Source organism: Colwellia sp. 12G3, assembly GCF_002836775.1.
Lineage (GTDB): Bacteria > Pseudomonadota > Gammaproteobacteria > Enterobacterales > Alteromonadaceae > Colwellia.
In genome coordinates, this window is the sequence record NZ_PJAQ01000012.1 from 16,043 (window position 1) to 42,162 (window position 26,120).

Sequence of the window (26,120 nt, forward strand, 5' to 3'; positions counted from 1 at the left end):
GTAGTGCTTTTGTGCCTTATATTGGTGCGTTTGATAGTGTTACAAGAAACCTACTATAGAATATATTAAGCGGCTTGCCCTTAATAATGTATATTTTTTTTGTATTATTATGTTTAAAATATCTACGAGGATAAATTTCTACTCTTTTTTAGGTAAACCCGCTCATGTTAGTTTTATCTATATTTATAAGTTTCTGTTAAAGAAACATCTGAAAGGTGACGTTTTTATGAAAAAATTGATAGCTACTACGTTAGCTAAAGCTTTTATTATCCTCGTTTCTCTAGCGCTACCAATAATTGGTTATGCTACGGAAGATAAGAGTAAGTGGCAGAAACCAACCCCCGTTTTTAAGCAAGATTTTGACTGGGTAAAGCTAAAGTCTGATGAATGGCTCAAAGGCGATATCGTATCTATGTATGATGAGAAGCTAGAGTTCGAAAGTGATGAACTGGATATGCAAACAATCGATTTGGAGGATGTTGCTGAGTTACGTAGTAAACAATGGCAAAGTATTCGAATGTTTGATGGAACCATTGCTGAAGGTTATTTAGTAATAAAAGAGGGGCAATTATCTTTAGTCAAACATGGTGTGACCACCCACTTCGAATTGAGTCAACTTTTATCTATTGCATCATCGGGAAAAAATGAACGAGATTTATGGGACGGCTACTTTAATATAGGTATTAATTTACGTGAAGGCAATACAGTACAATTCGATTATACATTGTCGGCTGGCGTGCAGCGACGAAGCTCGAGTAGTCGATTTAAAGCCGATTATACAGCAGATTATAGTCGCTATGAAGACCAAGACACTGAAGAAATGAAAGTTACCGCCGACAGTGAGCGATTAACATCCTCTTATGATTGGTTTTTCAATCCTAAAATTTACTTTAGAGCTGCAGATTTAGAATACATAACTGATGAATTTTTGAACCTCGATTACCGTATCCATTACGGTATCGCATTAGGCTATCATATTATCGATACTGGTCGAACTAGTTGGGATGTAAATCTCGGTCCAAGCTATCAAATGAGTAAATTTATTGATGTTCAAGAAAATGAAAGTGACAATGAAAACTCTGTGGGGCTAACACTAGGAACAGATTTTACCTTTGAAGTTACGGGTGATATTGACTATGATGCTTCATATAATGTGCAGGTAATTGATGAAGCATCAGGTGGTAATATTCACCACTTTCAAACAGGCTTAGAAATTGAGCTTACCAATGACTTCGATCTTGATATGACCTTGTATGCCGATCGCACTGAAAACCCAAAAGCTGATAGTGGGGGTAATATTCCAGAGAAAAATGATTATCGTTTAGTCGTCAGTTTTGGCTATGACTTTTAATTAATGCGGGTTAGTTTTATAGTTTGTATTTCATCTAGTACAAGCATTTTTTATTGTTAGTTTTGTTTGAGTAGCCACGATCATATTGTGAATAAGTATTTATTATTAATTATCGCCTCAATTAGCTTTTCGAGCTACGGGCAGCAAAGCTTGGAGCAGACTGATATCTGGAGTCCTCCACTCCCTGTTTTTTCACAGCAATTTGATTGGCTGAAATTACGATCAGGGGAATGGCTCAAAGGTGATATTGTTTCCATGTATGACGACGAGTTGGAATTTGAAAGCGAAGAATTTAATACCATTATTTTTGATTGGGAAAATGTAACAGAGTTGCGTAGCCGTTTTGACCAACAAATACGTTTTGCTAATGGAGAAGTAAAACAAGGATTCCTTATTGTTAAAGACAATCACCTAGTTTTAATCAGTGGTGGCACAGAGCAACATTATCCCTTATCAGAACTTTTATCGATAACTTCTTCTTCTGATGACAGAAAAGAACTATGGGATGGTAAAGTTAGCTTAGGTATTGATGTTAATAAAGGGAACGTAAATCAATTAGATTATTTGGCTAGTGCAAAAGTTCAACGAAGAACGCCTTTTACTCGCTTTAGAATCGACTTTAGTTATTACTATAGTAAGTCTACTGCCGATGAAAATGAGCAAGTTATTACCGATACTAGTCGTTTAACTTCCAACCTGGATTGGTTCTATAGCAGTAAAGTCTTTTTTCGAGTATTTGACTATGAACACTTCTCTGATCTTCAGCAAAATATTAAGTACAGAGATACTCTAGGACTCAGTTTAGGTTATCACTTAATGCAAAATAAACGCCTGCAATGGGATGTAACCCTCGGGCCTAGTTATCAACAAACCGTGTATTACAATACGACTGACGAAAGTGACCAAAGTAGTGGTGTTGTCGCCTTAGGTACTTTATTTGATTATAGTATTTCAAGTCGCATAGATTATATTTTTGATTATCAATTACAATTTGTTGAAGAAAACTCAGGTAAACGCAATTCACATTTAAAAACAGGATTAGAATTTGAATTTATAGACGATTTTGAGTTAGATTTTACATTTTATATAGACCGAGTGGCTAAGCCTGTTGCTTCAGCGGATTCGGTACCACCAGAATCGAATGATTATAGATTAATACTTAGTATCGGATATGACTTCTAGGAGAAGTAAACGTAGCCATTACTCATGACTAATTTCAACATCAGTTAGCGCAATACAACTACAAAGTAAAATATAGCCTTGTTGCTGTTCACTTGCAGATAAGCCATCGGTTGAATTTTGATGAACCTGTCCGCTGATCAATTTGGCTTTGCAACTACCGCAACAGCCGCCGCGACATGAGTAAGGTAAAATTAAACCCGCAGCTTCGCCTTGCTCAAGCAGTGAATCTTGCTTATTACCTTGGTACTGCTTATTCCAGCGACTAAAGTGAATCGATATTTTTGTTTTACTATTTTGAGGTCTCACGGGTTGGCTTTCTATCACCGGAGTAGCTATTTTATTATCTTCTTTCATACCAGGGGATTTTTCCTTTGAATACTCATGATCGCCGAAGCTCTCATAATGGTAATTTTTTTGTTGTAAACCTAGTTTACATAACAACACTTGGACTGTTTTTCTAAATGATTTTGGGCCACAGACAAAGGTTTGGTAATCGCTAAGTTGCTCTATACTATGAAGCATCTGTTCATTTAAACGCCCTTTAAACCCAAGCCAGTGTGAACTGCTACTTTGAGTGAGAGTGTACATTACTTGGCAATCACCATGCTTTCTCGCTAGCTTACTAATTTCAGCTTGTGCAATCAAATCCTTTTCCTGCTTTGCACTATGGACAAATATCACTTGGTTTGAACAGTTCTTAGCCACCATAAAACGTAACATAGAAAGCATCGGTGTAATGCCACTACCCGCACTTATCAGTAATACTTTGTCAGGTACAGACTCACTTAAGTAAAAACTACCGGCTACCTGTTGGACAACAATAGATTGACCTACCTTAAAGTCATCATGAAAATAGTTAGAGACTGTTCCTTGTGGAATACGCTTTATAGTGATGCTGACATAATCAGGGGTTGCAGGTGAAGAGGATAGGGTATAACAACAGTTTTTCATTTCACCGGCAATATCAAGAGTAAAATTTAGGTGCTGGCCAGCGCAGTAATTAAAATAGCCTTGTGTTTGTGAGCTAGGAATAGAGAAAATGAAAGTCTTTACATCATGAGTCTCTGTTTCTATTTTTTGACAAACCAATTGAAATGTTTGTTTAGTTGACGTTGTGCTAGAGAGCGCCATTTATTACTTTACTCAACTAAGTTTTAAGAGTCTGTTTACAGATAAATCTTAGTTATTAAGGTATGATATCGCCAATTATAGCGCTTCTTTATGTTTTGATTATTATATTTATGACTAATAAAATTCAACATCTTCATATCTTGGGCATTTGTGGCACCTTCATGGGAGGAATTGCTGCAATTGCTAAACAACTCGGCTTTAAAATCAGTGGCTCTGATGCCAATGTTTATCCGCCAATGAGTACTCAATTAGAGCAATTAGGCATTGAATTAATGTCAGGTTACCACGTTGAAAACTTCTCTGATGATATCGATTTAGTTATTGTTGGTAATGCCATGTCTCGGGGCAATACTATGGTGGAATATATGCTTGATCGCAATATTCCCTATACATCTGGTCCCCAATGGTTACTCGACAATGTGTTAAAAGATCGCTGGGTTCTCGCTGTATCAGGTACGCATGGTAAAACCACAACAAGTAGCATGCTGGCGTGGATTTTAGAATATGCCCATATGTCTCCTGGTTTTCTTATTGGTGGGGTGCCGCAAAACTTCTCTAGCTCTGCTCGTTTAGGTGATGCACCTTTCTTTGTTATTGAAGCAGATGAATATGACAGTGCATTTTTTGATAAACGCTCTAAATTTGTGCATTATCGACCACGTACTCTAGTCATTAATAATTTAGAATTTGATCATGCAGATATTTTTGATGATCTCAGTGATATTCAAAAACAATTTCACCACCTCATTCGCATGGTACCCAGTAATGGTTTGATTTTATCGCCCGCCAATGAGGAGGCTATTAGTGAAACGTTAGCCATGGGGTGTTGGACACCTACGGAATTTTCTAATAAAGAGTCTCAACAACACACAGACCTAGAAATGGGCTGGCAAGTTGAAAAATTAAATGCGCAAGGTAGTGAGTTTATCGTTAAATTTAACGGTAAAAAGCAAGGTGTTGTTAAGTGGGATCTTATTGGTGATTTCAATATTGATAATGCGGTGATGGCAATAGCTGCTGCACGTCATGCCGGTGTGCCAAGTTCTGTTTCTACGGAAGCCTTGGCCGAATTTATCAATACTAAGCGCCGTTTTGAACTGCGTGGCACAGTTAATAATATTAGTGTCTATGATGATTTTGCTCATCACCCAACAGCCATTGCAAAAACATTAGCAGGTGTACGTGCTAAACTTTCACAAAAAGATAATGAACAAGCACAAGTTGGGCGTATTTTTGCGGTATTAGAGCTTAGATCGAATACCATGAAGTCAGGAATACATAAAGAATCACTACCTCAATCCTTTATTGACGCGGATCAAGTCTTTATTTATCAAGATGAGCAAATAACTTGGTCAGTGAGTGATTTAATTCATCAATGTAAACCAACTTGTCAAGTTGAAGAAAATTTTGAAAAATTAGTTAAGGATATAGCTCAACAAGCCCATGCGGGCGATATAATTGTTGTTATGAGTAATGGTAGTTTTGCCGGCATACATGACAAGTTATTGAACCGTTTGGCGAATATAACCGTATAAAATAAAGCCTGTTTAAATAAAATAGTTTTACCAATTTAGCTTAATCAAAATAGTAAAGAGAACTTAGCATAATGACTGTATTAACAATACTTACCGCACCAAATGATAAACTTATAGACCAAGCAGTACCTGTATCTGATGTAAGTCAAATTCAGGTGTTAATCGATGACCTACTTGAAACTCTGTACGATACTGAAGATGGGATCGGTTTAGCCGCAACACAAGTTGGACGTAGTGAAGCCGTAGTGGTTATTGATATTTCTGAGGATCGTGATGAACCACTTGTCTTAGTAAATCCGGTGATAACTCACGGTGAAGCAACAGCGAAAGGGCAAGAAGGCTGTTTATCTATACCTGGCTACTATGCGGATGTTGAGCGTTTCACCCACGTTACGGTAGAAGCATTAGACCGTAACGGGAAAGAACTTACTATCACGAGTGATGAGTTTCTGGCCATTGTGATGCAACATGAAATAGACCATTTGAAAGGTAAGTTATTTATTGACTATTTATCGCCGTTAAAACAACAAATGGCACTTAAAAAAGTTAAGAAAACGATTAAAAATGGTTAGGAATAGTCACAGACTAAACCGTGAGTGTGCGAACTAATGATACGAAATTCGAATAAGGAGGGTAAGGTGAAAAATGAATTTAATGGTAAAATAACCCTCGCCATAACCGGTGCCTCAGGTGCTTCTTATGCCTTACGTCTAATTGAATGTTTAATCTCAGCAAACTATCAACTCTATATTTTGTGCTCAAGTGCTGGTCGTATTGTCTTGGATACGGAAGTGGGGGTAAAAATCCCTGGAGCTCCTGAAGCTGCCAGTAAGTTTCTTACTGAAAAGTATCAGGCAAAAGATAAACAAATAACGGTTTTTGGTAAGGAGCAATGGTTCTCTCCCGTTGCTTCGGGCTCTTCAGCACCAAAAAAAATGGTTGTTTGTCCGTGTTCTACCGGAACTATGGCTGCTATTTGCCATGGCATGAGCGACAATTTAATTGAACGTGCAGCCGATGTAGTAATAAAAGAACGAGGTCAGTTAATTTTAATGGTAAGGGAAACCCCTTATTCAACCTTACATTTACAGAACATGTTAAGTCTCTCTCAGCAAGGAGTCACTATTATGCCAGCCTCCCCTGGGTTTTATCATAAGGCTGAGACTATTGAAGACCTCATTGATTTTATGGTAGGTCGTGTATTAGATCACCTTGGTATTGAACAAGATATAATGCCACGCTGGGGTTATAACATTTAAAGGTAATATTTTGGACATAAAAAAAGCGACGTCAGTCGCTTTTTTTATGCGTTAATTACGGGTGTAATGCACACGGTTATTTTTATCTACTCATCAAAACTGAATTCAATATAAGCTCGGCCTAATTCACTTTTAAGTGGAATAATAACGATAGGTCCTTTAGCTTTATGATGAATAGAATGGTTTTTTCCAGAAACAACAATAGGGGTAGCCATATCAAATTCAATGCCTTTTTCACTGAGCATACGCTTTGCGCCGCCAGTAACCATATTTGTTATTTCACCGACTAAATCAATAATTTCTTCATTAACTACATCAGGTGCTTCACCGACCATCTTTTTCATGGTGGCTAATGCTAAGCCTCCTTCAAAAGTTATTGATAATGAACCCTTTGCTTGATCACTGACCATACCAATTAGACCTGAAACATCCCCTAAGGCGACTTCATTTTTTTTAAGTCGCGGTTTTTCTGGAATTAATTCCATTTGAGCCATCGTTGACATGACATTAAGCATTGAAGATAAAAATGGATTGATAAACTCTACATTCATGAAGGTTCCGAATCTTAACTGTTTAGATAAAGTGCTTAATCTGATTCTGCATGCTTATTTTACAAATGTAAATCAAATAGCGTGATAGTTGTATAATTTGTGTAGTAAATAGCTAGGCGACTTTACTCGTGAACCAATTGGGAAGTAATTTTTTCTTCTTTACTCCTGTGGTCAAAAGTTAAGCTCCCAAAAAAAGCTTTACCTTGAAGATCTACACCTTGAAAATTAACTGTATTGACTTGCTTAGGGTAAGTATCGGTGAGTATTGCATTTTTTACCACCATTTGTGATAAAAAAGTTTGCTGTGTACTTTCTTGGTAGGCTATTATTTTTCCTGAAATGACTTCAAAACCAAGCCAATTGAGTGGTACTTTTATCTTATTTTGCGTTAAGGTAAATTGTTGTTCAAAATACTGCTGAATATATAAGTCATAATTTTTATGCTCTGCTGAAAAGTGAATCTGTTTACCCTCAGCAATAGCATTTTCAATGTCATGGCCAGTATATTGATGAATTATTTCAATACGTTGAGTTTTTGGGTTGACATTTAGGTCGCTCACCCCAAAAAAATAGGTGTGACCTGTAGCTGAAGCTACAAGTCCCACATAAAAGTAGATAGCAATGATGTACTTGCTAAACACTTTACTCATTATTGGCCTTCTTCTTTATGTTCTTTCTCATCGTTGATTTTCTCAACTGAAATATCTTTAAGCTTCTTATTATAATCACGCATCATATCTTTCTTCTTTTCTTTATAAAGTTCAAAACGAGATTGAATAGGGCGTGCAGGCCAGTAGTTATTATTTACGTTCACGTCAGCAGTTTCCCAATTGGCATCTAGCGCAATTGCGGTAATTTCTTTCTGACGTATTAATAGCTTAGATACATTTTTACTATCTCTACGCCAAATTTCAGCGGGAATATACACATGCTCTGTTGTGCTATCAGCATAAGTAATATCAAGTAAAATTGGCATGACTAAACCACCATGATTGGAAAAGTCTATTACATAGAATTTACTGTCATTAACTAACAAGTCTTTTTGCCAAGGTTTTAACTCTGCGTGTGCTTTATTATATTTATTGCGATCAGCATTGGTGGCGGTAAACTTGTCATGCTCATTGTAAAAGTCTAATAATTCTGGCTTATCTTGCGTACGAACCCATTGGTCTTTGTTGCGTAAATCACTGATGAATTCAGGCTGTTCGTTATCTAACGCACGTTCCCAAGCTTCTTCCACATCAGGGTTTTGGCTATTTGGGCGATATAAATAAACATTATCAATCGCTAAATCAACGTGATCAGTGGTGTAGAACCAGCCACGCCAGAACCAATCTAAATCAACTGCTGAGGCATCTTCCATAGTACGGAAAAAATCAGCTGGCGTAGGGCGTTTAAACTTCCAACGTTGAGCATATTCTTTAAAAGCAAAATCAAACAGCTCACGACCCATAATGGTTTCACGCAAAATATTTAATGCCGTTGCGGGTTTGCCATACGCGTTATTGCCAAATTGTAAAATAGACTCAGAATTGGTCATGATAGGTACTTGGTTGGTGCTTTTCATATAGCTGGTAATCTTTGACGCATGGCCACGACGAGATGGATAACCTTCTTCCCATGATTGCTCAGCAAGGAATTGTAAAAAGGTATTCAAGCCCTCATCCATCCATGTCCACTGACGTTCATCAGAATTAACAATCATAGGGAAGTAGTTGTGACCAACTTCATGAATAATAACGCCAACTAAGCTGTATTTAGTTCGACGAGAATAGGTTTTATCACCCGTTTTTTTATCTACAGTAGGACGAGGACCATTGAAGGTGATCATTGGGTATTCCATGCCACCTACAGGACCGTTAACTGAAATAGAAACAGGGTAAGGGTAATCAAAAGTATATTTACTGTATTGCTCCATTGTATGAATTATGGCTTCAGTAGAATATTTCTCCCAAAGAGGGTTACCTTCGTTAGGGTAAAACGACATGGCCATAGTATCGCTACTACCTTGTTGATAACCTTGCGCGTCCCAAATGAACTTTCGGCTTGAAGCAAAGGCAAAATCACGAATGTTTTTAGCTTTAAAGTGCCATGTTTTTGTTTTACTACTGCGTGATTTTTCATTCGCTAATGCTTCTGCAGGCGTAATGATTAATACAGGTTTTTTAGCTTTTTTAGCTTGCTCCAAACGTTTTATTTGCGTGCTAGTGAGGACTTTATTTTCATTTTGTAAAACACCTGTAGCTGCCACAACATGATCGGCAGGTACGGTAATTTTTACATCGTAGTCACCAAACTCTAAGGTGAACTCACCACTGCCCAAAAATTGTTTGTTTTGCCAGCCCATTGCATCGTAGTATGCCGCTGCTCTTGGAAACCAACTCGCAATTTCATAAAGGTAGTTATCATCTTCTTTAAAGTATTCATAACCAGAACGACCACCTAGCACTTTTTGCTCATGTAGTTGGTAATGCCAATTAATCTTTATTTCGACACTGGCACCAGACTTTAATGGTTTAGGTAGATCAATACGCATCATAGTGCCATTGATTACATAATTTATCGGTTTATCATTACTTGCCGTTACTTTAGTGATCCCATAACCACCATCGAAAGCAGGTGTTTCAACCAAGGCGCGAAAACTATTAAAAGTGACTTTATCCTTGCTTGGCGCAGTATTTGTCATTTTGTAAGCTGAATCACGCTTCATCCGATTTTGGTCAAGCTGTAACCATAAATAGCGCAAGGTGTCAGGAGAATTGTTTTGATAGTCCATTACTTGTGCGCCAGTTAAACGCTGATTTTTATCATCTATGGCAATGGAAATGTCATAATCAACTTTTTGCTGCCAATACTGATGACCGGGTGCACCTGAAGCAGTACGATAAATATTTGGTGTCGGTAAAACTTCTTCTAATTGACGAAATTTATCGTCGAAGGCAGCTTTACTTGCCTGGCTATCTGCTGACAGTAAGCCAGAACAAGCCAGTACTAAGCCAATTAAGGCAGTAGAGGTTGAATATTTCATAATTTTCCAAAGTGAGAGTGACACACGCTTTTAACGTTTTTTGTAGAATGTATACAATATTTAATACTGATATGGGTTTTATACCATAATCAGAAACACCTTGTTACTTGTAAGGGAAATATTTGCGATAAAAAGTAGCATTAATAAGATTAACGGCGGGACTTGAGGGCGATTAAGCTTTATTACAGTTTTTACAACGACCGTGTGCTTCAACAATTTGATGACTGATGGTAAAGCCATTAGCGTCTGCCATTGTGCGTAGAGCTAAATCAAAGTTGTTAGATTGTATTTCTTCAACATGACCACATTCATCGCAAATTAAGAGTTGTACAGGGTGATTACATTCACCGAAATGGTGACACATGATAAAGGCATTAATTGATTCTATTTTATGGACGAAACCTTGCTTAGATAAGAAATCTAAAGCACGATAAATAGTCGCAGGTTTTGCAGCAGCATCTAACTCTTTCAGCTCGGCTAATAAATCATAGGCGCCAACGGCTCCTTGACGATTGGCCAACAACAAAAAAACTTGTTCTCTAACTTTAGTAAAACGCGCGCCTTTTTTTTGGCAAACGAGTTGTGCTTGTTGTAGTAAGGATTCTGCCGTCATGGTGCTATTCGTTATTTCTAGTCTAAGAACGTATCAGTTTTCCAGTGTATCATAGCTATTTATCGGGGCGTAAATATTTTTAACTTAGAGTATTCATATAGCTAGTATAGTTTGCTAGGTCGTGTTTAAGCATCTAGTTATAAACAATTCGCCATTTATTTAACCTTACCTTACAATGACGCATATTTACCAGAAAGACAGCGCTGTCTTTCTGGTTTTTCTAATAATAGAATTTGGTAGGAAATTAACATGACTCGTTACCTCGCGCTCGATGCTTTTAGAGGCATTACCATAGCTTTAATGATTTTAGTGAATACGCCAGGAACATGGTCGCATGTATATACTCCCTTATTACACGCAGAGTGGAATGGTGCAACACCTACAGATTTAGTTTTCCCGTTTTTCCTATTTATTATTGGCTCCGCCATGTTTTTTTCCTTCAAGAAAAGTAACTTCGCTGCCAGTTCTGAGCAATTTAGTAAAATAATTAAACGTGGCTTTATCATGTTTCTTATTGGCTTTATGCTCAATGTTATTCCATTTACCACTAATGTTGAAGATTGGCGCATTATGGGCGTCTTGCAACGTATCGGTATTGCTTACGCGGTAGCAGCCTGTTTAGTTTTAATCTTTAACCGTACAGGTATACTTATTGCATCAGCTATCATTTTGTTAGCTTATTGGGCATTACTGCTTAGTGTTGGAGACGGAGCCTTAACCATTGATGGTAATATTATTCGCCAATTTGATTTAGCTGTATTTGGTGCTAACCACATGTATACCATGCGTGGTGTTGCTTTTGAGCCAGAAGGGTTATTAAGTACTATTCCAGCCATAGTGAATATGCTGCTTGGTTTTGAATTGACGCGTTATTTAACCAGTATTGAAGATAAAAGAAGTAGCGTTATTAAGTTAACGCTTATTGGGGGATTAGCGATAGGCTTTGGTGTATTATGGGGTTTAGTCTTACCGATTAATAAGTCGTTATGGACACCGTCTTATGTCATTTATACCACCGGTTTTGCTTGTCTATTACTGGCAGCATTTATCTGGTTAATTGATATCATGAAGCAAGTGACATTAGCAGAGCCTTTACTGGTTTATGGCACCAACCCTCTATTTGTCTATGTGTTGTCATTTTTAGTGGTAACAGTGTACTTGAACATTAATATTGGCGATGTCTCCATGTATGCATGGTTATATCAACAACTGAGTGAAGTGTTTGCACCTAAATTAGCCTCTTTTATTTTTGCTTTTTCGCATGTGGCATTTTTCTGGTATGTTTCGTTAAAGCTTTATCAACGCAAAATATTTATCAAAATATAATGGTAATATTCAACTATTAAGATTAATTTTTTACCTAAATTAAGGGCTGAAAAAAACTATCAAAAAACCTTATTTTTGTTATGCTTATCATATGATTTTTAATTATGAATCATCATAAAAATAAGGAGTCGTTTTTAAGAGTGAATAAAGCTAAACTCAGCCAAGATGAAAACTTGTCTTTTAAAGTTAGTCACCGATTATTACCGCAAGCCTATCAGCGTATTGATTTGTACTTCTCACTGCCGGTTGAAATGGGTATAAACCCCAGCACCCTAAACGAAGAAGAATTTTTCTACTCGAATATTAAAAACCATAGCGCCTATTACGCTGCTCAATTACACTTGCCATTAGTGAGAAGTCGCTTTATTAGCCAAAATAAAGGTGGACAAAGTGACTATCGATTAAACCTTAACTTATATTCCTATCAGGTTAAGAAGGCACTCGATGCAGATATCAAACAAACATTAAAATTAAAAGCGGCAGAAGAATTTTATCCTGCGGCGATTGAATTAGCAGAACAAACTATCACGCTGACCAAAAAATTAAGGCGATATACCCCTTCAGATAAAAAACTGAATTCATTTTTTGAGAATGCAGATAACTATTTAAGTTGGCACATAGAGCAGTCTTTCTTAAAATTACTGACCAAGGGCCCGAAAAGTGCGGAATTTACCGCGGAAAGAGAGCTGCTGTTAAATTTATGTCGAAGTGAAAATGAATATCGCATTGACAATAAATATAACTCACAAGTTACTCTTGATGATGCTAATCGTATCACTAATAAAATGCGCCTTTTACAACGTTTAATAGAATATGGAGTGGTTTTTCAACGGAAAACTCGCTACTTAAATGTTAATTTGAAACGTTTTGTCCGCGGCATTGTTACTGCCGTCATCATGGCTTTTGTCATGCTATTAGTATTAAATGCACGCACTAACTTTACCGAAGTCACGGTTGCTCTAGTGGCTTTTTTAGGGCTTATTTATGGACTACGAGAAACCTTTAAAGAAGACTTAACCAGCTTGATATGGCGTAAAATTCAAAAAGGTCGACCAAAATGGCAAAATCTCTTTACTCATAGCGTCACTAAAAAACGTATTTTGAGTCAAATACTTTGGTTGGAATATATAAAAAACAAAGACTTACCGGAAAAAGTTAATGATATGTTTCAGCTGCGCGGACAGCAAAATAAACAGGATGCCCAATTATTGCATTTTCGCTGCGATAATAAGGTAATGGCTAAAGAGTTCTTACCTGGCTATGATGAAATTCAGCAACAAACATTTTTTAATTTAACGCCCTTTGTTCGTTTTCTGAAAAAAGGGGCGGGTCGACTATATAGCTTAGAAGGGCAAAAAATATCAAATCAAGCGGTAGAACGACGTTATCAAATTAACCTTATTTTACGCCATAGCTGTCAGGGTGAAGAATCTTTACAGCGTTTTAAAATTACTTTAAATCGCTCAGAAATAGTCAATATCGAACCAATAAAATAGCTGAACTGCTAGGGTGCAGTCTATTGTTCCCTATGCAAGTCAGTATCACTTAGTTATTGCTTGCTTTTACTGGCCACTTTCCCTACAATACGCCTCCTTAATTCAGCCTGAACTTTTGTTCCTTGTCTCAACTGGTGTTGGCTGAGCCAGATTATGAGACTACAACCGTAAGGAGCTCGTAATGCGTCATTACGAAATCGTATTTATGGTTCACCCTGATCAGAGTGAACAAGTGTCTGGTATGATCCAGCGCTACACAGACTTGATCAATGCTGCTGAAGGCAAAATCCACCGTCTTGAAGACTGGGGTCGTCGCCAATTAGCATACCCAATCAATAAACTACATAAAGCACACTATGTTCTTATGAACATTGAAGCGCCACAAGTAGTTATTGATGAGCTTGAAACTGCTTTCCGTTATAACGATGTTGTTATCCGTAACATGATTATGCGTACTAAAGATGCAGTAACTGAAGCATCGCCAATGGCTGCTGCTAAAGAAGAGCGTCGTGACGATCGCCGCGAAGTTAAGAATGATGTTGCTGCTACGCCAGTTGAAGCTAACGAAGACTCTGTTGAAGAGAATTCTGAAGAAGCTGCTAGCGAAGAATAGTCATCTGTGATTGTCTCGCAAGAGAATTGCCTAGTGTTGATCGGTGAGGTGGTGAGAACCCCTAAACAGTCAACCAGCCCTGCAGGTATTAGTCATAGTCAGTTTTCAATAGACCACAAGTCTATACAAAATGAAGCTGGCATGAATCGACAAGCTTTTGTTCGAATACAGGTAGTTGCCACAGGTGATTTATCACACTTAACTCGTGAATTGGTTGCGGGTAATGTAATAAAAGTGACAGGTTTTATAAATCGTCACGAATCTAGAAACGGGAATCCGCTTTTAGCATTACATGCTCAGCAAATTGAAATGATTAATTAGGCTTTATTAACTAACGAAATCGTTAATTAAATAAAACCGCATTAGGAGAACTCCATGTCTCGTTTTTTTAGACGTCGTAAGTTTTGTCGCTTCACAGCGGAAGGCGCAACATCTATAGATTATAAAGATATTGCAACTTTAAAAAATTATATCACTGAAAGTGGTAAAATTGTTCCTAGCCGTATCACTGGTACTGCTGCTAAATATCAACGTCAATTAACTCGTGCGATCAAACGCGCTCGTTACTTGTCATTGTTACCATACACCGACTTACATAAGTAAGCTAATAGGGGTTTAAAATGGAAGTAATACTTCTTGATAAAATCGCCAAATTAGGCGGCCTTGGTGACAAGGTATCTGTTAAATCAGGTTATGCACGTAACTACTTATTACCACAAGGTAAAGCAGTATTTGCATCACAAGCTAACGTTGAGCACTTTGAAGCTCGTCGTGCTGATATCGAAGCTAAATTAGCTGAAACATTAGCTACAGCGCAAACTCGTGCAGCGAAAATTGTTGAGTTAGCTGAAGTTACAATCGCATCAAAATCTGGTGACGAAGGTAAATTATTCGGTTCTATTGGTACTCGTGATATCGCTGATGCGATCACTGAAGCTGGCGTTGAAGTTGCAAAAGCTGAAGTACGTTTACCATTAGGTGCTATCCGTGAAACAGGTGAATTCGAAATCGCAATTCACTTACATCACGATGTTGATACTAGCATCAAAGTTGTAGTTATCGCTGCAGCATAATTTATAGCTAAGCAATTGCTTAGGTTATAAAACAAAATACCGCATTCTCCTAGAGGCTGCGGTATTTTTTTATCTGTATTTTTATATAAATCGTTATTGATAGTTAATGCGCCGCAAGCGCTTGTGTTTATTCTAATACCAATTTGATTAAATTTCTTCCCAACTCAGAGCTCTGCTCGATGTTCAATAACAAGGCAAATTTGTTTCGGTTTAGTCATTCTAAATCAAATAAACTTAACGATGTTAGTGAACATCGAGAAAGCTCCCAGAGGGCGAGTTTAAAAGGTTTACATGCTGCGTTATTGATTTTGATAAGGGAATAACCATTATCTTCAATCAATGCCTTGCCTCTAAGCCTTTTAATTCTCGCTGAATGGGAAAGAACTTAATCAACTTGGTATAACCAGTTATTTACCAAGCAGAGCCAGCTTGGATATAAAAAACTGTATCTTCAGGTCCTTTGGCAATATCTATCCCCATATTAAAATCGTAACGCCTAGCAATTAGGTAGCGAAATCCCGCGCCTTTACTAACACGGCTTTCACTGTCGGCGAAATCAGAAAAATTATCGCTAGCTTTTCCTATTCCTGCAAATGCACTCACTTCCCAACGTAAATTTATTCGATAGGCTACTTCAAGTTCAGACATGGCAACCGATTGGCCTTGGTATCGCGCGGCTGGAATACCACGCATGGAAATATACGGTGTTGCATAAGGCGGTAATACCTGTTCAGAGTCTACATAGTTAGCTTCAATTCTAATTGAGGTACGCCACTGTTCTGTAAATTTAAAATAGTTCAAGGCGGTCAATTCAGTTAGCGTGTAATCTATATCAGAGCCAATAGCGTCATCAAACCAAAGGTAATTAAGCTCATATTTAAAGCCGTCTGTTGGCGAAAAGAAATTATCTCTTGAATCATATTCTAATGTTAAGCCCGCACCGGAAGTCACTATGTTGGTCGAAAGCACTTTAGCGAAGTCGTCTTGATATTCTATGGGCAAAAGCTCATCAAGGTTACCAATACTGACTTGTGCATCAATGTAGCGATGCAGTGGTCCTAAATAAAAGGCACTATCACCGAGTTTAAATTTCAATGTTTGCATGATGGCTGTTGCTTTAGTATTTATTTCTATCGGCCTAGGTAAGGTAACGTCACCAAAACCATAAAAATCAATATTTACATCGCCGTAACCACCACCACCCATATAGCGAATTGCACCCTTATTGAAAAAACCAAGATGACCACCACCGACAAAGTAAGAGTCATTGCCTGTATAAGCGGCTAATGCAGCAGAAATACTTGGCGGCATTAAACTGTGCGATGCTTTATCATTGCTTTCATCCTGCATTGCTTTTAATCGTGTAGCTTGTTCTTCTTCGGATTCATGAAAAAACAAGCCCATCATGCCCAAACCCCCTTCTACTGAAGGATCGGTAATGATAATAGGCACAGGTAAAAAACCATAAGCATTTTCTGAAAGGTAACGTGAAGCATCAAGATTTCCATCCAGCTGATCGGTAAAAATCCCAGAAGCCGCAAGCGAACTTGCTGATAAAAGTGAGAGACAAATAGACGTGGCAATTTTTTTTAATAGGGTCATGGCTTACTCTTTGATAATATTACTGTTATCTCTAATGCTAAGACAGAGCGAGATGCTTGTTGTTACAATGAGATGTATTGTAAATCATTGATTAACAAATGATTGATTGCAAGGTGTACTGCTGTATTTTATCTCTCAACCATTGATGTGCGACACTATTTAAGGTGCGCTTATGCTGCAACAAAAATAGCTCCACCATATTATTCTCTGCTTGGTCGAATTGATAAACACTGACGAGGTCGTCTTTATAAACAGAAGAATTGGCAAAGAAACTGGGGGCTATCAGTAAGGTATCAGATGATTTTAATAATTCAACTAAGATACTTAACTGGCTTGTTTTCAATTGTATATCTCGCTTAAAGCCTTGTTTAAGTAAAATGCTATCAATAGGATTAGTAAATATAACTCCCGAGTCTTCATTTACATTTAATTCAACAAAGCGATAAGCTAAACAGTCAGCTAAGGTCGTTTTTTGTTGTATAGCTAAAGGATGAGTTTGTCGCGCAAAAATCGATAATGATACTTTTCCTAATGAAGTAGCGATAAAAGCAGTATCGTTGGGCTTTTCAACATGAATAGCAAAATCTAAAAAACCTGATTCAAGTGATTTATTTGAACTCACCTTTGCTGAGTATTCAGATAATTGCACTGCAGGTGCTTCATTGTTGATAGCCTGAACTAAGGGTAAGAAAATAGCATGACTGGTCAGCGAAGGTAATGATATAGAAAAATGTTTATCACACGTCTGCGGTGAAAATTCTTCATCATGCAGTATTGATTCAAGTTTCTGTAATAAATCAGGTAATAACACTTCAATGTTAAGTGCCTTTTCTGTTGGTACTATACCCGTTGAGGTTCGATGAAAGAGTGGATCCTCGAAAAGATCTCTTAAGCGTTGCAAGGTTCTACTCATGGCTGATTGTGATAAATAAAGACGCTCAGCAGCTCTACTGACATTTTTTTCTTTTAATAATACACTCAGTGAGACCAATAAATTGAGGTCGACCCGTGCTAACTTCTGCTCTAATAAAGCCATATATTTATTACCCCATACCCTGTAGTAGTAAGAGTATACATCATTACATTAAATATGCGTATTGCGCATAATTATCATGATTATAAGTTGTTTGAACACATAGGTGGATGGTCATATACTTTTTCCATGGTCTAGTCATTAGACATTCTTTGCAAGCAAGAGGTTATTATGAAAAATTTGACAGCAGTGAACAAAATGAATAGCAATATTACTAAATTAGTTACTTTATCATCCATATTATTACTTGGCGCATGCTCGAGTAGTTATACACCAGAGACAGACCAAAGTAACTCATATGATTTTTCAACAGTTGATACTTATAGCGTTATTGGTGATGAACAACTTAAAAACCCTATGTTCAGTGATATCGACAGAGGGCGATTCGATGCAGCAATAGATATATCAATGCAGCAGCATAATGTTAAAGAAGTTAGTGCAGAAAAAGCTGATGTACTAGTAAGCTACTTTGTTGTCACTAAAGATAAAGTCAAAGTGAATGCTAGTTACAGTGGTAGCTATAGTAATTGTTATCGTTGCGGATACGGTAATGGCAGTGGAGTTACCCATATTACTACCCGTAACTATGTAGAAGGTACTTTGGTGGTAGATATCATTGATAATGACACCAATAAAAGCGTTTATCGTAGCATGTTAACCAAGCCACTAAAATCATATGAAACAGCGACGGAGCGTGAACAAGCTATAAATAAGGTCGTTAGCGATATGATGAAACAATTACCTTTAGGTTAAATAGCAATGTACAGCGGTTGGTCTACTCTTATCTACACAGCGGTAAATAAATTGTTATCTAGAAAGGACTTTGCATGAATAAACTATCCATAATATCTACAGCCCTCGCTGTTTCATTTTCTGTAAGTGTAAGTGCGAGTGACTGGGCGTTTCAGTTTGAGCCTTACCTGATGGCAACTCAAATACAAGGTAATGCCAGCATAGGTCGAGTGGTAGGTGCCCCTGTTGATGTTGATTTCAGCACCATTCTAGATAATTTAGATATGGCTGCTATGTTACATTTCGAAGCTCACCATAAAGCCGGGTGGGGTGTTGTTATGGATTACGGCTTTATGGACTTAAGTAACAAAGTCACTAATAATCGTGATGGCATGGTACATATTGCTCTGAGACAAGGAGTATTGGAATCACTTGGCTTATATCGAATGCAGTATGGGGGATATACGGTAGATTATTTTGCGGGTGTACGTTGGTGGGATAATGATATCAGTTTAACTATGGATGCTAATATTACACCGGATAGAAGTACGAACGTTAGCGTTAAGGAAGATTGGCTTGATGTCGTTGTAGGTATGAGAGTTACCGGTAAAATTAACAATAGCTGGAACTATATTGCCAGGGCTGATCTTGGTGGTTTTGGTTTGTCTGCGGACTTTACTTCTACTGTTGAAGCGGGTATTACTTACGAAATAAGTAAACTAATGACTTTAGATATGAAGTATAAAGCCACATGGGTTGATTATGAAAATGTAAATAACATGGCAACAATAGGGTATTTTCAATATGACACTACCACTCATGGTCCAATTATTGGACTAACTTTTAATTTTTAACTTTTATTTCAACTTCAGTGTGTAAGCTTGTCCTTCAAATTAGGTGCTCAAAATCATTATATAACAATGATAATACCTTCGTTTTATTATCCTTTTTAAAATGCCTCCGCAACTGAAACATATAAGGCATTGTCATCACCAGAACGAGCATAATCGACACGAAAATTTATGCGTTGAGACTCTAGTAACATATAACGTAGGCCTAAACCATAGCTATTAACGCTGTTATTGTCGCCTAATTGGGCAATAGAACGGGCGTTATAACCAATGCCAGCAAAAGCGACTAAACCAAGGTCGTGCCATGCGCGCCACCTAAGTTCGCTTTGCGCTGAAAATGATGTTTTGTCGAGGTAACTGGTTGCTGAAAATCCTCGTAAACCAATAGTACAATAATCCCAAAGAGGTGCGTGCCCTGACTTAGCACAACCCTTCGTTTCTAAAGAGAGTACAAGGGGGTTGGCGAGTTGATGGTAATAACGATAACGTAAGTTAAATGATTGATAGGTTTTTGTACTGCCAATAGATGTGCTGTTAAGTAAGGCATCGAACTCAAATCGTTGCCCTTTATAAGGATTGGTTTGGCTATCTCGGCTATCATATTGCACTAGTAAACCTAAACCATTGGCCTTTGCAATATCAGAATCTTCTTTAGTGTCAGGATCATTGGCTTGATCAAACGCTTCGCCTTCAACTTTACCTGAAAAGGTTTGTTTATTGTTAATTAACCTAATTTGGCCGCCAAGGTACCAATTTTCATCAAACCTGCGCAATAATTCGGATTTAATTAATGTACCTTCAATATTCCAATCCAGCTGGCTACCATCTTCTGAGTATTGGCTATCAATTAACGTTAACTTTAGCGCTACGTAGGCAGCAGTGCTAACAAACCGCCATGTATCTTGTTGCCAGTAATTCTTCTGAATTAAACCGTAGGCATAACTATCATTGTTAGTGTAAGCAGCAACCACTTGTGTGGCCGAGGCAGGTTGGCTCGCTCGCTCGCCTGCACTTTGACTATGGTAATAAGCGCCAGCGACTACCAGACCCGTTCCAATAGTTGGATCAACTACCGGAATGGGCACCGCAATGAAGTCACCTTTTTGTGCTTTTAATTTGATTTCTTCGTCTCGTAGATCTGGCGTCCATTCAGGAATAATATTACTTACGCCATAAGAGGCGCTGCTGGTGCTACTTTTTCTTTGTTCATTATCGGCGTGAACAAAAAAAGATAGCAAAGAAACTATTAATAAGAAGAGTTTAATCATAATGATTTTTAGCGGTATTGTAGTCAATGGCATATAAAATAATGCTATAAGTTTCCAAACAGTTTAAAATTGTAAACAACTTTAAACAACTATGTACCTTGAACCAAACCTTGTCTATGAAAAAATCATACCTTGTTAACTTATTAGCCACCTGTTTATTATTCTCCAGCCTTTTAACTCATGCCAATGAGGAAAAAAATAAAGCGGTTGAAGTAACAAATAAAGTAAAAGTTGAAGAAACATCAACGAGTAATGAATCAATTCCAACATCTGCTTATTTTCAGAAGTTAGCCTCAGAAAAAGAATCTGGATTTAACCCTTATGTGTTGACACCACATAAAATGACTTACTTATTGCCGCTGAGCGTATCAGATAACATGAATAGAGAAGTCTATGATGGTATAGGTCAGTGGGGTGAAGATATACAAAGTTTTGAAGCAAAATTTCAATTCAGTGTAAAAGTCCCTTTAACAAAAGACGATTTATTTACGTCAGGTGATAGTTTTTATTTCGGCTTCACCTTGCAATCGTGGTGGCAACTGTATAACCAAGAATTATCACGCCCGTTTAGAGAGACTAACTATCAACCAGAGTTGTTTTATACTGCACCATTATCATGGCAGCCTCTAGGTGGGCAAACAAATATGGTCATTGGTTTTGAACACCAATCTAATGGCCGTACACAAATGTTATCGCGTAGCTGGAATCGTTTGTATTACACTTTTACTTTTGCCAAAGATAATTATGCGGTATCACTTCGCCCTTGGTGGAAAATTCCTGAAGGAAGTAAAGAAACCACACCGACTGAATCTGGCAATGACAATATTGATATTTCTGATTATATGGGACACTTTGATTTGACTGTTCTATATCAATGGGAAAGTGTTGAATTTTCTTTTGTTGGTCGTCAAAATTTTAAAACCCATAACGGTGGCATGGAGTTAGGCATTACTTTCCCCTTATCAGGTAAGTTAAAAGGTTACTTTCAATACACCAAAGGTTATGGCGAAAGTTTAATTGATTATAACCATTCACAGCAAACCTTTGGTATTGGCATAGCATTAACCGAAATGTTTTAAGAAAAATTTTGATATTGGAACGATAAAGGCTGTTACTCATTGAGTAACAGCCTTTTTTGTATCATTTTTTAGCGTAAAAAAAGCTAAAGAAGTTCTTGAAAAACGATAGTTACTTTACTTTACTTTACTTTCTATGTGCGTCCAGCTGATCAACTAATAAGTTAAAGTTAGTCACCGCAGGGAAATCATTAATAACATTAACTGCTTTTTTACTGTCTGGATTAGCAACAGCTAATAAATGTTTAATCCCGAATTTTTGGGCAGACTTGAGTATCTCTAAACTATCATCGATAAAGAGTGTTTTATCACACTCAAAGCCATGTTTAGCTTGTAGACGTTGCCATAATAACTGGGACTCTTTGCTGACGCCAAATTCATGGGTAGAGTATAGCGTATCAAAATATTGATCTAATTGAGTGCGTTCAATTTTAAGTGACAGAGCATCAGGGTGAGCATTTGTCACCATAACAATATCTCGACCACTTTCTTTTAGCGCTAATAAAAAGTTTTTGGCATCGCTGCGTAATTGGATGAGGTGTTGTATTTCACGTTTAAGCGCTTTGATGGGCATTTTTGTTTGTGCAGACCAGTAATCGAGACAATACCATTCAATAGTACCCACAACAGCTAAGTAATCAGTTTTAAGCTTGGCTTTTGCAGCTTCAAGTGAGATCGACATTTTTTCACTGTAACGTAAAGGTAGGTGTTCTAACCAAAAGTGATTATCAAAATGTAAATCTAAAATTGTTCCATCCATATCAATTAAAACGGTAGAAATTTCCGACCAATTAATGTCTGCCATATTAGTCTTTCCTCAATATATATTTCAGTGCAATAAATATTAACATTTAGCTATTCCAAAAGTATTGTTTATCGTGTCATTATAGTGATATATAAAGATAAATAATTAACGAATGTAGTTATATTATGGCTGATAAAAATCAATTACCTATCATAACAAACCGCCGACAAGTTGCTAAAAGTGCACTCTTTGGTATTGAACAAATTGATCTCACCTTTAATAATGGTGAACAAAGGCAATATGAGCGCATGATGGGCTCTGGTCGTGGGGCTGTGATGATAGTGCCTATGATTGATGATGAGACCTTATTATTGGTACGTGAATATTGTGCAGGTACACATAGTTATTTATTAGGTTTCCCTAAAGGGCTTATTGACCAAGGTGAGCTTGCTGAGCAGGCTGCCAATAGAGAGCTGCAAGAAGAGATTGGTTATGGTAGTGAGCAGTTGCTTCGAATGACAGAACTGATGATGGCACCCGCTTTTTTTGATGCCAAAATGACTATTTTTTTAGCTAAACAGCTTTATAGCTCAAAGCTTGAAGGTGATGAGCCAGAGCCATTAGAAGTGGTTTATTGGCCAATTAAAGACTATAAAGAACTACTACAGCAAACAGATTTTACCGAAGCTCGTAGTATTGCAGCATTAATGTTAGTACGAGATCTTCTTGAAAATTAACATTCAATAAATTGAAAGTACCAAAGCACGATGAAAGAGGTATAACGATGAGCCAAGATAAATTACTGAACATTGCTTTAGAAAGCGCAAAAAAAGCTGGCGTAGAAGTAATGAAATATTATCGTCAGGGAAACTATACTGAAGAAACCAAAGCGGATGAAAGTCCTGTAACCAGTGCTGATATAGCATCAAACGATATATTAATGGACCAGCTTAAAACACTGACACCCGATATACCTATTATTTCAGAAGAAGTTGGCACGGTGCCGTTTAGTGAGCGAAAAAATTGGTCTCGTTACTGGTTACTTGATCCCATTGATGGCACGGGTGAATTTATTATTGGTAGTGGTGATTTTGCAGTAAATATTGCCCTTGTTGAAAATGGTTGGCCTACACTGGGTGTTATTCACGCTCCAGATCACTGCCTCACTTATTATGGGCAAAAGAATCTTGGTGCTTTCAAAGATAACAGTCAGGCCAGTCATGCAATTCGTGTGGCGGAATATCAAGAAAAACGACGTATTAAAGTCGCAATAAGTCGTCGTCAAGAACTTGCACTCATGGGGCAATATTTAAATGAGGATTACGATTATGATTATGTTGCCTTGGGAAGTTGCTCTTTAAAAAATTGTCTTATTGCAGAAGGTGGGGCCGATTGTTATTTACGTATAGGCGCTACAGGTGAGTGGGATACGGGGGCTAGCCAATGTATTTTAGAGCTAGCCGGTGGTGATATTATCGACAGTGAGTTTAACCCGTTAAGTTACAATAAACGTGAAAGTTTAGTTAATCCCGATTTTCTGAGTTTAGGTTCAAGAGACTTCACTTGGCAAAAAATAATTAAAGCACACAGAAAAACATATGAATAACAATTAGCTAAACTCAAAGCTCTCACCCTAATTAACGTTAAGAAATGTTAATTAATGAGCGGTTAAACTACCGTGACACGAAGTAGTTCGTTTTGCATAAGATTTGTGCTAAATTAGCACTATTCATCGAAGTGAGCTGAACGGCAACTTCCCGTACTATCATGATTAGGTAATTGTGTTTAGCTATGTTATCAAACGTATTAAAAAATCATATATCTCACCATCAAGCAGGGCATCGTCCTTGCTTCTTTAAAAGTATCGATCAAATCTAAATTCTTGGTAGATAGCTTATGCTGTCAGCCAAAATATCTCTTTGCTATTTTTCCGACCATTTTGCTATCTGCTGTTTTTTCAGCTATTAATTTTACCAGTACCTGTAATGTTAATAGCCTGAGCAATAAACCATAAATATTCAATTAGTATTATTTTATTCAAACTACTCAATAAGTAAGAGGAAAAACCATGGCAGCGCAAGTAACCACACTTTTCAATGAGATCTGGCAACAATATCTCAGTGTGACTCCGTCAGCAAAAAAAATTCACCAATTGTTAGGTAATGGCAATGATGTTATTAATGATCATGTTGCTTACCGTACCTTTAATCACCCTAAAATTAACTTAGCGCAATTAGCTAAAGGACTTTTGGCTTTAGGTTATACAGAATGTGGTCAATACGATTTCTCGGCAAAAAAACTTGACGCGAAACATTTTGAGCACACAGATAGTACTATGCCTAAGGTGTTTATTAGTGAGCTGCGTGTTGAAGAATTCTCTAGTGAAGTACAAGAAATCATCGCGGGTTTAATTGCTCAATTACCTGAAGATGTTAGTGATCGTGCCGATTTTCTTTACTCAGGCCGTCTTTGGGAAATTAGTTCACAAGACTATGAAACGCTATTAAATGTTAGTGAATATGCAGCATGGTTAGCAGCATGGGGTTACCGTGCAAATCACTTTACTGTGAGCATTAATCACTTAGCTAACTACGACGATATAGAAGTAGTTAATGCTACGCTAAAAGAAGCGGGTTACGCACTTAATACCAATGGTGGTGAAATCAAAGGTGATGAAGTTGTGAAATTAGAGCAATCATCGACACTTGCTGATAAAGCGCCGGTAGATTTTTCTGATAAAACGATGGAAATCCCAAGTTGTTTCTATGAGTTTGCTAAACGTTATCCATTGGCTAACGGTGAACTATACACTGGCTTTGTAGCGGCATCAGCAGATAAGATTTTTGATAGCACAAATGCTAAAGGGTAGAGGTTTCTACTATTCATTAGACTTTTAATAGTAGAGTGATTGTTGTATTAAATTATTAAGCCAGTGCTAAGTCACTGGCTTTTTTAATGATGGGCTATTCGTCTATATAAATTGAAGTTGCTCTTCCATTCCAGCTTGAAATTGATCACTAGGCAATATATTGATACTTTCATGAAGTTCAGAATAAACCAAGACTGCATTACCTTGTTCAAGTTGTTTTTTTACTTGTGCAATTTTAGCCTCTTTACTCACCTCTTCAGCGCCATATTCAGTCCCTTCACGTAAAATAAAGTCTTCAATAATCGCGGTTAATGTTTCATGTGATAGTTGTTCTAAAGGGATAATCATAAAGGGATCTTCAGGCATTTAAATAATGAACAGCCATTGTAACGTTGAATGACATTATTACTCTAAACTAATTTATTAAAGAGTAAGCCTTTACGGTCTTCATCATTCTTTTTAGTGATGATAGCGCTCTGTAAAAGCACTTCATTTTGTTCTTGTTTGCTTGAGGCTATAGCATAGTCAGTATCTTCAATACGTGATCGAGAAGCACTAACATTGATAACACTGGTTTGGTAGGTGGCTACTTGACTAGCAAGGGCATTGGATTCTGCCCCTAAAGCACTGGCACTATCATTGACTAACGTTGAGGTATCTTGAAGTATTGCTTGAGTAGCGCTTGGGTCACTAGCACCTAGACCACTAATAAAGTTGTCTTGTCCGAGAACATCACTAGCAAGAGTATTTATTTGTTCGGTAATTTGGTCTAATTCACCTTGAATG

The 26,120-nt window shown here is 37.4% G+C and carries 28 protein-coding genes; 17 read left to right on the forward strand and 11 right to left on the reverse strand.

Translation table 11 applies throughout. From position 1 onward, the window contains the following. Positions 1 to 226: 226 nt before the first annotated feature. Positions 227 to 1,351 (forward strand): DUF481 domain-containing protein, encoded by a 1,125-nt coding sequence (locus CXF71_RS04540; protein WP_101231794.1) that lies wholly within the window; start codon positions 227 to 229, stop codon positions 1,349 to 1,351. 87 nt (positions 1,352 to 1,438) lie between these two features. After that, positions 1,439 to 2,533 (forward strand): DUF481 domain-containing protein, encoded by a 1,095-nt coding sequence (locus tag CXF71_RS04545; RefSeq protein ID WP_232771380.1) that lies wholly within the window; start codon positions 1,439 to 1,441, stop codon positions 2,531 to 2,533. A gap of 18 nt (positions 2,534 to 2,551) precedes the next feature. On the opposite strand, the gene CXF71_RS04550 is transcribed toward CXF71_RS04545, so the two are convergent. After that, complete coding sequence (locus tag CXF71_RS04550; protein WP_101231796.1) at positions 2,552 to 3,664, reverse strand: hybrid-cluster NAD(P)-dependent oxidoreductase; 1,113 nt, start codon at positions 3,662 to 3,664, stop codon at positions 2,552 to 2,554. A gap of 110 nt (positions 3,665 to 3,774) precedes the next feature. On the opposite strand from CXF71_RS04550, the gene mpl reads away from it, so the two are divergent. The 3 genes from mpl to CXF71_RS04565 all read left to right on the forward strand — a co-directional run bounded on the left by mpl (position 3,775) and on the right by CXF71_RS04565 (position 6,458). After that, complete coding sequence (gene mpl / locus CXF71_RS04555; protein WP_101231907.1) at positions 3,775 to 5,199, forward strand: UDP-N-acetylmuramate:L-alanyl-gamma-D-glutamyl-meso-diaminopimelate ligase; 1,425 nt, start codon at positions 3,775 to 3,777, stop codon at positions 5,197 to 5,199. 71 nt (positions 5,200 to 5,270) lie between these two features. After that, a complete protein-coding gene (gene def / locus CXF71_RS04560) occupies positions 5,271 to 5,771 on the forward strand; it encodes a peptide deformylase (RefSeq protein WP_101231797.1) in 501 nt (166 codons plus the stop codon). Positions 5,772 to 5,807: 36 nt separating this feature from the next. Beyond that, positions 5,808 to 6,458, forward strand: coding sequence for a flavin prenyltransferase UbiX (locus CXF71_RS04565; RefSeq protein ID WP_101231798.1), 651 nt, complete (start codon positions 5,808 to 5,810; stop codon positions 6,456 to 6,458). A gap of 86 nt (positions 6,459 to 6,544) precedes the next feature. Here the strand turns inward: CXF71_RS04565 and CXF71_RS04570 are convergent, their stop codons facing one another. The 4 genes from CXF71_RS04570 to CXF71_RS04585 form a co-directional block, all read right to left on the reverse strand. Next, the gene (locus CXF71_RS04570; RefSeq protein ID WP_101231799.1) at positions 6,545 to 7,009 is read right to left on the reverse strand and encodes a chemotaxis protein CheX; all 465 of its coding nucleotides are present in this window, start codon (positions 7,007 to 7,009) and stop codon (positions 6,545 to 6,547) included. Positions 7,010 to 7,131: 122 nt separating this feature from the next. Next, a complete protein-coding gene (locus CXF71_RS04575) occupies positions 7,132 to 7,659 on the reverse strand; it encodes a DUF6702 family protein (RefSeq protein WP_101231800.1) in 528 nt (175 codons plus the stop codon). Then, positions 7,659 to 10,037: a M1 family metallopeptidase gene (locus CXF71_RS04580; RefSeq protein WP_101231801.1), complete on the reverse strand. Its 2,379-nt coding sequence runs from the start codon at positions 10,035 to 10,037 to the stop codon at positions 7,659 to 7,661. The genes CXF71_RS04575 and CXF71_RS04580 overlap by 1 nt, the downstream gene beginning before the upstream one ends. A gap of 172 nt (positions 10,038 to 10,209) precedes the next feature. Then, positions 10,210 to 10,650 (reverse strand): transcriptional repressor, encoded by a 441-nt coding sequence (locus CXF71_RS04585; protein WP_101231802.1) that lies wholly within the window; start codon positions 10,648 to 10,650, stop codon positions 10,210 to 10,212. Between the two features lie 249 nt (positions 10,651 to 10,899). On the opposite strand from CXF71_RS04585, the gene CXF71_RS04590 reads away from it, so the two are divergent. The 6 genes from CXF71_RS04590 to rplI all read left to right on the forward strand — a co-directional run bounded on the left by CXF71_RS04590 (position 10,900) and on the right by rplI (position 15,158). Next, positions 10,900 to 11,976, forward strand: coding sequence for an acyltransferase family protein (locus tag CXF71_RS04590; protein ID WP_101231803.1), 1,077 nt, complete (start codon positions 10,900 to 10,902; stop codon positions 11,974 to 11,976). A gap of 140 nt (positions 11,977 to 12,116) precedes the next feature. Next, positions 12,117 to 13,472, forward strand: a complete 1,356-nt coding sequence (locus CXF71_RS04595) for a hypothetical protein (RefSeq protein ID WP_101231804.1) — start codon at positions 12,117 to 12,119, stop codon at positions 13,470 to 13,472. A gap of 181 nt (positions 13,473 to 13,653) precedes the next feature. Next, entirely contained in the window at positions 13,654 to 14,085 is a 432-nt protein-coding gene (gene rpsF / locus CXF71_RS04600) for a 30S ribosomal protein S6 (RefSeq protein ID WP_101231805.1), read from the forward strand. 33 nt (positions 14,086 to 14,118) lie between these two features. Next, on the forward strand, positions 14,119 to 14,406 hold the full coding sequence (gene priB, locus CXF71_RS04605; protein WP_232771381.1) for a primosomal replication protein N: 288 nt from the start codon (positions 14,119 to 14,121) through the stop codon (positions 14,404 to 14,406). 54 nt (positions 14,407 to 14,460) lie between these two features. Then, positions 14,461 to 14,688, forward strand: a complete 228-nt coding sequence (gene rpsR / locus CXF71_RS04610; RefSeq protein ID WP_011041278.1) for a 30S ribosomal protein S18 — start codon at positions 14,461 to 14,463, stop codon at positions 14,686 to 14,688. A gap of 17 nt (positions 14,689 to 14,705) precedes the next feature. Then, on the forward strand, positions 14,706 to 15,158 hold the full coding sequence (gene rplI / locus CXF71_RS04615) for a 50S ribosomal protein L9 (protein ID WP_101231807.1): 453 nt from the start codon (positions 14,706 to 14,708) through the stop codon (positions 15,156 to 15,158). A 411-nt stretch (positions 15,159 to 15,569) separates the two neighbouring features. Here rplI and CXF71_RS04620 read toward each other — a convergent pair whose 3' ends face one another. Together CXF71_RS04620 and CXF71_RS04625 are read right to left on the reverse strand one after the other, a co-directional pair. Continuing rightward, positions 15,570 to 16,760: a BamA/TamA family outer membrane protein gene (locus tag CXF71_RS04620; protein ID WP_101231808.1), complete on the reverse strand. Its 1,191-nt coding sequence runs from the start codon at positions 16,758 to 16,760 to the stop codon at positions 15,570 to 15,572. 91 nt (positions 16,761 to 16,851) lie between these two features. Then, on the reverse strand, positions 16,852 to 17,796 hold the full coding sequence (locus CXF71_RS04625) for a LysR family transcriptional regulator (protein ID WP_101231809.1): 945 nt from the start codon (positions 17,794 to 17,796) through the stop codon (positions 16,852 to 16,854). 168 nt (positions 17,797 to 17,964) lie between these two features. On the opposite strand from CXF71_RS04625, the gene CXF71_RS04630 reads away from it, so the two are divergent. Both CXF71_RS04630 and CXF71_RS04635 read left to right on the forward strand, forming a co-directional pair. After that, positions 17,965 to 18,546, forward strand: a complete 582-nt coding sequence (locus tag CXF71_RS04630) for a DUF4136 domain-containing protein (protein WP_101231810.1) — start codon at positions 17,965 to 17,967, stop codon at positions 18,544 to 18,546. A gap of 74 nt (positions 18,547 to 18,620) precedes the next feature. Beyond that, entirely contained in the window at positions 18,621 to 19,379 is a 759-nt protein-coding gene (locus tag CXF71_RS04635) for a hypothetical protein (protein ID WP_101231811.1), read from the forward strand. 95 nt (positions 19,380 to 19,474) lie between these two features. Here CXF71_RS04635 and CXF71_RS04640 read toward each other — a convergent pair whose 3' ends face one another. Beyond that, positions 19,475 to 20,644 carry a BamA/TamA family outer membrane protein gene (locus tag CXF71_RS04640; RefSeq protein ID WP_157826692.1) on the reverse strand — a complete coding sequence of 390 codons (1,170 nt, stop codon included), beginning with the start codon at positions 20,642 to 20,644 and terminating at the stop codon, positions 19,475 to 19,477. Positions 20,645 to 20,760: 116 nt separating this feature from the next. Here CXF71_RS04640 and CXF71_RS04645 point away from each other — a divergent pair, with 116 nt between their 5' ends. Further along, the gene (locus CXF71_RS04645) at positions 20,761 to 21,723 is read left to right on the forward strand and encodes a phospholipase A (protein WP_101231813.1); all 963 of its coding nucleotides are present in this window, start codon (positions 20,761 to 20,763) and stop codon (positions 21,721 to 21,723) included. A 124-nt stretch (positions 21,724 to 21,847) separates the two neighbouring features. On the opposite strand, the gene yrfG is transcribed toward CXF71_RS04645, so the two are convergent. Next, positions 21,848 to 22,525 (reverse strand): GMP/IMP nucleotidase, encoded by a 678-nt coding sequence (yrfG, locus tag CXF71_RS04650; RefSeq protein ID WP_101231814.1) that lies wholly within the window; start codon positions 22,523 to 22,525, stop codon positions 21,848 to 21,850. A 125-nt stretch (positions 22,526 to 22,650) separates the two neighbouring features. Here yrfG and nudE point away from each other — a divergent pair, with 125 nt between their 5' ends. From nudE to CXF71_RS04665, 3 genes are all read left to right on the forward strand, one after another. After that, positions 22,651 to 23,202: an ADP compounds hydrolase NudE gene (gene nudE, locus CXF71_RS04655; RefSeq protein WP_101231815.1), complete on the forward strand. Its 552-nt coding sequence runs from the start codon at positions 22,651 to 22,653 to the stop codon at positions 23,200 to 23,202. 47 nt (positions 23,203 to 23,249) lie between these two features. After that, positions 23,250 to 24,071: a 3'(2'),5'-bisphosphate nucleotidase CysQ gene (cysQ, locus tag CXF71_RS04660; protein WP_101231816.1), complete on the forward strand. Its 822-nt coding sequence runs from the start codon at positions 23,250 to 23,252 to the stop codon at positions 24,069 to 24,071. Between the two features lie 462 nt (positions 24,072 to 24,533). Continuing rightward, positions 24,534 to 25,334 (forward strand): DUF1338 domain-containing protein, encoded by an 801-nt coding sequence (locus tag CXF71_RS04665; RefSeq protein ID WP_101231817.1) that lies wholly within the window; start codon positions 24,534 to 24,536, stop codon positions 25,332 to 25,334. 102 nt (positions 25,335 to 25,436) lie between these two features. Here CXF71_RS04665 and CXF71_RS04670 read toward each other — a convergent pair whose 3' ends face one another. Both CXF71_RS04670 and CXF71_RS21910 read right to left on the reverse strand, forming a co-directional pair. After that, complete coding sequence (locus CXF71_RS04670; protein WP_101231908.1) at positions 25,437 to 25,682, reverse strand: YheU family protein; 246 nt, start codon at positions 25,680 to 25,682, stop codon at positions 25,437 to 25,439. 62 nt (positions 25,683 to 25,744) lie between these two features. Continuing rightward, positions 25,745 to 26,119 carry a flagellin gene (locus CXF71_RS21910; RefSeq protein WP_442871916.1) on the reverse strand — a complete coding sequence of 125 codons (375 nt, stop codon included), beginning with the start codon at positions 26,117 to 26,119 and terminating at the stop codon, positions 25,745 to 25,747. Position 26,120 lies beyond the last annotated feature (1 nt).

What these genes read in the sequence shown, in the direction of transcription:
- CXF71_RS04570 (WP_101231799.1), bottom strand. Translation starts at nt 7,009, where the DNA reads ATGAATGTAGAGTTTATCAATCCATTTTTATCTTCAATGCTTAATGTC.
- CXF71_RS04620 (WP_101231808.1), bottom strand. Translation starts at nt 16,760, where the DNA reads ATGACCCTATTAAAAAAAATTGCCACGTCTATTTGTCTCTCACTTTTA.
- CXF71_RS04550 (WP_101231796.1), bottom strand. Translation starts at nt 3,664, where the DNA reads ATGGCGCTCTCTAGCACAACGTCAACTAAACAAACATTTCAATTGGTT.
- rpsR (WP_011041278.1), top strand. Translation starts at nt 14,461, where the DNA reads ATGTCTCGTTTTTTTAGACGTCGTAAGTTTTGTCGCTTCACAGCGGAA.
- rplI (WP_101231807.1), top strand. Translation starts at nt 14,706, where the DNA reads ATGGAAGTAATACTTCTTGATAAAATCGCCAAATTAGGCGGCCTTGGT.
- CXF71_RS04665 (WP_101231817.1), top strand. Translation starts at nt 24,534, where the DNA reads ATGGCAGCGCAAGTAACCACACTTTTCAATGAGATCTGGCAACAATAT.
- def (WP_101231797.1), top strand. Translation starts at nt 5,271, where the DNA reads ATGACTGTATTAACAATACTTACCGCACCAAATGATAAACTTATAGAC.
- CXF71_RS04585 (WP_101231802.1), bottom strand. Translation starts at nt 10,650, where the DNA reads ATGACGGCAGAATCCTTACTACAACAAGCACAACTCGTTTGCCAAAAA.
- CXF71_RS04565 (WP_101231798.1), top strand. Translation starts at nt 5,808, where the DNA reads ATGATACGAAATTCGAATAAGGAGGGTAAGGTGAAAAATGAATTTAAT.
- yrfG (WP_101231814.1), bottom strand. Translation starts at nt 22,525, where the DNA reads ATGGCAGACATTAATTGGTCGGAAATTTCTACCGTTTTAATTGATATG.
- CXF71_RS04575 (WP_101231800.1), bottom strand. Translation starts at nt 7,659, where the DNA reads ATGAGTAAAGTGTTTAGCAAGTACATCATTGCTATCTACTTTTATGTG.
- CXF71_RS04670 (WP_101231908.1), bottom strand. Translation starts at nt 25,682, where the DNA reads ATGATTATCCCTTTAGAACAACTATCACATGAAACATTAACCGCGATT.
- CXF71_RS04635 (WP_101231811.1), top strand. Translation starts at nt 18,621, where the DNA reads ATGAATAAACTATCCATAATATCTACAGCCCTCGCTGTTTCATTTTCT.
- nudE (WP_101231815.1), top strand. Translation starts at nt 22,651, where the DNA reads ATGGCTGATAAAAATCAATTACCTATCATAACAAACCGCCGACAAGTT.
- cysQ (WP_101231816.1), top strand. Translation starts at nt 23,250, where the DNA reads ATGAGCCAAGATAAATTACTGAACATTGCTTTAGAAAGCGCAAAAAAA.
- CXF71_RS04540 (WP_101231794.1), top strand. Translation starts at nt 227, where the DNA reads ATGAAAAAATTGATAGCTACTACGTTAGCTAAAGCTTTTATTATCCTC.
- mpl (WP_101231907.1), top strand. Translation starts at nt 3,775, where the DNA reads ATGACTAATAAAATTCAACATCTTCATATCTTGGGCATTTGTGGCACC.
- rpsF (WP_101231805.1), top strand. Translation starts at nt 13,654, where the DNA reads ATGCGTCATTACGAAATCGTATTTATGGTTCACCCTGATCAGAGTGAA.
- CXF71_RS04640 (WP_157826692.1), bottom strand. Translation starts at nt 20,644, where the DNA reads ATGATTAAACTCTTCTTATTAATAGTTTCTTTGCTATCTTTTTTTGTT.
- CXF71_RS04580 (WP_101231801.1), bottom strand. Translation starts at nt 10,037, where the DNA reads ATGAAATATTCAACCTCTACTGCCTTAATTGGCTTAGTACTGGCTTGT.
- CXF71_RS04590 (WP_101231803.1), top strand. Translation starts at nt 10,900, where the DNA reads ATGACTCGTTACCTCGCGCTCGATGCTTTTAGAGGCATTACCATAGCT.
- CXF71_RS04625 (WP_101231809.1), bottom strand. Translation starts at nt 17,796, where the DNA reads ATGGCTTTATTAGAGCAGAAGTTAGCACGGGTCGACCTCAATTTATTG.
- CXF71_RS04630 (WP_101231810.1), top strand. Translation starts at nt 17,965, where the DNA reads ATGAAAAATTTGACAGCAGTGAACAAAATGAATAGCAATATTACTAAA.
- CXF71_RS04645 (WP_101231813.1), top strand. Translation starts at nt 20,761, where the DNA reads ATGAAAAAATCATACCTTGTTAACTTATTAGCCACCTGTTTATTATTC.